Below are 2,500 nucleotides of genomic sequence, written 5' to 3'. Positions count from 1 at the left end.
CTAAGCCAACCTCCTGGTTGTTTTGGGATTCCCACATCCTTTCCCACTTAGCCACGAATTGGGGGCCTTAGCTGTAGGTCAGGGTTGTTTCCCTCTTCACGACGGACGTTAGCACCCGCCGTGTGTCTCCCGCGCAGTACTCCCAGGTATTCGGAGTTTGGTTGAGTGCGGTACCGCTGTGGGCGGCCCTAGCCCATCCAGTGCTCTACCCCCTGGGGTATTCACGCGAGGCGCTACCTAAATAGCTTTCGCGGAGAACCAGCTATTTCCGAGTTTGATTGGCCTTTCACCCCTAGCCACACGTCATCCAAGACCTTTTCAACGGGCACTGGTTCGGACCTCCAGTGGGTGTTACCCCACCTTCATCCTGCACATGGCTAGATCACTCGGTTTCGGGTCTAAAGCCACGAACTGAACGCCCTATTCAGACTCGCTTTCGCTGCGCCTACACCTACCGGCTTAAGCTTGCTCGTAACTTTAAGTCGCTGACCCATTATACAAAAGGTACGCGGTCACTCAGGACGAACCTTGAGCTCCCACTGTTTGTAAGCATCCGGTTTCAGGAACTGTTTCACTCCCCTCGTCGGGGTGCTTTTCACCTTTCCCTCACGGTACTTGTTCGCTATCGGTCGCTGAGGAGTACTTAGGCTTGGAGGGTGGTCCCCCCATGTTCAGACAGGATTTCACGTGTCCCGCCCTACTCGAGTCCTGGTAGTCGTCCGTCTCGTACGGGGCTGTCACCCATGTCGCCGGCCATTCCAGACCGTTCCGATAAACTCCCACCAGGCACTGGCCTGATCCGCGTTCGCTCGCCACTACTGACGGAGTCTCGTTGATGTCCTTTCCTCCGGGTACTTAGATGTTTCAGTTCCCCGGGTTCGCTTCAAACCCCTATGTATTCAGGATTTGATACCTTCATGTGACCAATCGTAGTGAAGGATCACGACGACATCGCTGTCACCGTGAGCCCACAATACGAAAGGTCGAAGGTGGGTTTCCCCATTCGGAAATCCCTGGATCAAAGCTCGTTCGCAGCTCCCCAAGGCTTATCGCAGCGTACCACGTCCTTCATCGCCTCTCAGCGCCAAGGCATCCACCGAATGCTCTTAAGGCACTTGATCGCTTCCATGATCGATGTCCGCTTTTTTTGGGACTTGGCGTCGAGCCAGATCTCAAAACAAACGTCTCGGTCAAAAAAACAAAAAGACCGATTTCCTGATCCTTTCAGATCAAAAAATCTTATGCTTGCCGAACATAACCGGACAGGACCAGCTCTCGCTGCCAATCCGGCTACATTCCCTCTAAACGATGTCAGTCATTTGCCCTCCCGGACGGTCCAGATGACCAGCCCGAGCGGCAAAACTCGTGTTTTTCCGGATGCAGTCCAACAGGCCCTTTCACGCCTCGACCCAACCTGGGGAAACGAAAATGGTGGAGCTGGACGGGATCGAACCGACGACCTGATGCTTGCAAAGCAACTGCTCTCCCAGCTGAGCTACAGCCCCAAACCATGTGGGATCGGAGCGGGGGAGAACAAGGCAAAGCCTCGCAAGGCCGACAAGGCCGCCCGCGCTGATGCGCGGAGCCCAAGTCGACGGACGTCGACGCCGGCGCCTGAGGCAGCCAGCAAAGATGGTGGGCCTGGGACGACTCGAACGTCCGACCTCACCCTTATCAGGGGTGCGCTCTAACCACCTGAGCTACAGGCCCAAGCAGATCAAACGCGCACCGACTGAACGGGGCACCGATCACGCTATCCGGAAATGAGAAAGAGAAACGAGGACGGCGCCGTCCCGCATATCGGGGCCTGACTGGCCCCTATGTATCCAATGACGCCGCAAGAGGAGAGGACGGTCATCACAACCATCATCACTGAAGCAGCATCCTTAGAAAGGAGGTGATCCAGCCGCAGGTTCCCCTACGGCTACCTTGTTACGACTTCACCCCAGTCGCTGACCCTACCGTGGTCGCCTGCCTCCTTGCGGTTGGCGCAGCGCCGTCGGGTAAGACCAACTCCCATGGTGTGACGGGCGGTGTGTACAAGGCCCGGGAACGTATTCACCGTGGCATGCTGATCCACGATTACTAGCGATTCCGCCTTCATGCACTCGAGTTGCAGAGTGCAATCTGAACTGAGACGGTTTTTGGGGATTTGCTCCAGATCGCTCCTTCGCGTCCCACTGTCACCGCCATTGTAGCACGTGTGTAGCCCATCCCGTAAGGGCCATGAGGACTTGACGTCATCCACACCTTCCTCGCGGCTTATCACCGGCAGTCTCCCTAGAGTGCCCAACTAAATGATGGCAACTAAGGACGTGGGTTGCGCTCGTTGCGGGACTTAACCCAACATCTCACGACACGAGCTGACGACAGCCATGCAGCACCTGTGTGCACGCCACCGAAGTGGACCCCGAATCTCTCCGGGTAACATGCCATGTCAAGGGATGGTAAGGTTCTGCGCGTTGCTTCGAATTAAACCACATGCTCCACCGCTTGTGCG

General features: G+C 56.4%; 2 tRNA genes, 1 rRNA gene and 2 other annotated features (1 of these 5 only partly in view). All 3 genes read right to left on the bottom strand.

Annotated elements, in window-relative coordinates:
* Positions 1 to 1,121 (bottom strand): 23S ribosomal RNA (locus tag A3OK_RS0100895); it reaches 1,698 nt to the left of the window's first position.
* Positions 1,122 to 1,429: 308 nt separating this feature from the next.
* Positions 1,430 to 1,505: transfer RNA gene (locus A3OK_RS0100890), tRNA-Ala, on the bottom strand.
* 128 nt (positions 1,506 to 1,633) lie between these two features.
* Positions 1,634 to 1,710, bottom strand: a tRNA-Ile gene (locus A3OK_RS0100885).
* A gap of 193 nt (positions 1,711 to 1,903) precedes the next feature.
* Positions 1,904 to 2,036, bottom strand: a sequence feature (16S ribosomal RNA rRNA prediction is too short).
* An 11-nt stretch (positions 2,037 to 2,047) separates the two neighbouring features.
* Positions 2,048 to 2,500: a sequence feature (16S ribosomal RNA rRNA prediction is too short), on the bottom strand.

This window comes from Methylobacterium sp. 77 (assembly GCF_000372825.1).
Classification (GTDB): domain Bacteria; phylum Pseudomonadota; class Alphaproteobacteria; order Rhizobiales; family Beijerinckiaceae; genus Methylobacterium.
The sequence above is the reverse complement of the archived record's forward strand: the minus strand, read 5'-3'. Positions and strand labels throughout refer to the sequence as shown.